This is a genomic window from Paenibacillus sp. TAF43_2 (assembly GCF_052113545.1).
GTDB lineage: Bacteria > Bacillota > Bacilli > Paenibacillales > Paenibacillaceae > Pristimantibacillus.
The window spans coordinates 1-1,324 of record NZ_JBFRDK010000378.1 but is presented as its reverse complement, the minus strand read 5'-3'; the positions used below and the strand labels follow the sequence as shown (position 1 = coordinate 1,324).

The following is a 1,324-nucleotide window of genomic DNA, read 5'->3' as shown; positions in this document are numbered from 1 at the left end:
GGCTGACCTTAGCGAAAGCCGGTTACGGGGCGTTTGCTTGGGTGACATCAAAACTGTGACTACACCCGTAGAAGCCTGTGTGGCGTGATCTTCGGACAGGGGTTCAAATCCCCTCGCCTCCACCAATACCATGAAGAAACCCGACCTCGTGAGGTCGGGTTTTTTGATTTTTTATTCATATTAAGAGCATGTCTTTTATAAAAATAACGGGCAGGATTAATTATAACAGTTCTTTACATCACCACGTTTTGGTGCAAATGTTATACTAATCAGGAAATCACCGTCACCATAGTATTCTTTTTTGATGATCATGAATAAGAGAGGCATATTAAGATGAAAAAAGGGAAAATCGTATTTCTAAATGGTGTAACTAGTGCTGGGAAAACATCTATAGTAGATGCTATACAGTTAAAATCAGATGAATTTTTTTATGTTGTTGCAAATGACCTTTTTGAGAATACAATAGGCGATAACTATCTCCGTGAAGATTATTGGAAATATTTAAGTGATGCAATTATTATGATGTATCATACTGCTAAACTATTTTCTGACCATGGTAAGAATGTACTAATAGACGGAATTTTGGTTGAAAGACCCGAATTAAAACCGCATTATGAAAAAGTTAAGGATATATTTGCGGGGTATCCTTTCTATATTGTCGAAGTTTTTTGTCCTTTAGACATTTGTCGCCAAAGAAATATTGAACGTGGAGATAGAACCGAAGACCAATCTGAGTGGCAAAATAATATTATGGCCAAAGATATACAATACAATTGTACTGTCAATACACACATAAATTCCTCAGAAGAATGTGCAGATTCAATTATAAAGTATTTATTTGATAGGTCCGAGGTTTAAGCTATCGGGGAACGTTTGTTTTATAAAAAAACGGAAGCAGCCGACCACAATGATTGGCTGCTTCATTACACTAACGGACAGAATTGTTCAATAACTTCGCGAATACTTTAAAATTGATAATTTTCGTTAAGTTCGTAAATACACTGTTAGCTGAAAGATACGCAAAAATAAAATTATGAAAGGCGTATCCATCAGCTAACACCATATTCACGCTTCGGGCCATTCGGCTCTCGGTCCTGTTAAGCTAAAGGGGAATGATAGTTCCACCTCTGAAGGGCTGCTATATGGCAGCCCTTCGCTACGCTAACAGGCAGCATTCCYATTATGAAGAAATACGAAGTTTGAGAAACAAAAAGACTCCTTGGTATGATGTATATGGGTCCCAGATGCTGGCCAGCGACCGGATCCAATACAAACCAAGGAGACTACCAGACTACAAGATGAATTCTACTCAAAATGAACGTAT

General features: G+C 37.9%; 1 protein-coding gene and 1 other RNA gene. Both read left to right on the top strand.

The window, feature by feature from the left end:
* Positions 1-125: a transfer-messenger RNA gene (gene ssrA, locus AB4Z17_RS33505) on the top strand; the annotation flags it as partial.
* Between the two features lie 208 nt (positions 126-333).
* Positions 334-858 carry a phosphotransferase-like protein gene (locus AB4Z17_RS33500; RefSeq protein ID WP_441912683.1) on the top strand — a complete coding sequence of 175 codons (525 nt, stop codon included), beginning with the start codon at positions 334-336 and terminating at the stop codon, positions 856-858.
* The last annotated feature ends 466 nt before the right edge of the window (positions 859-1,324 follow it).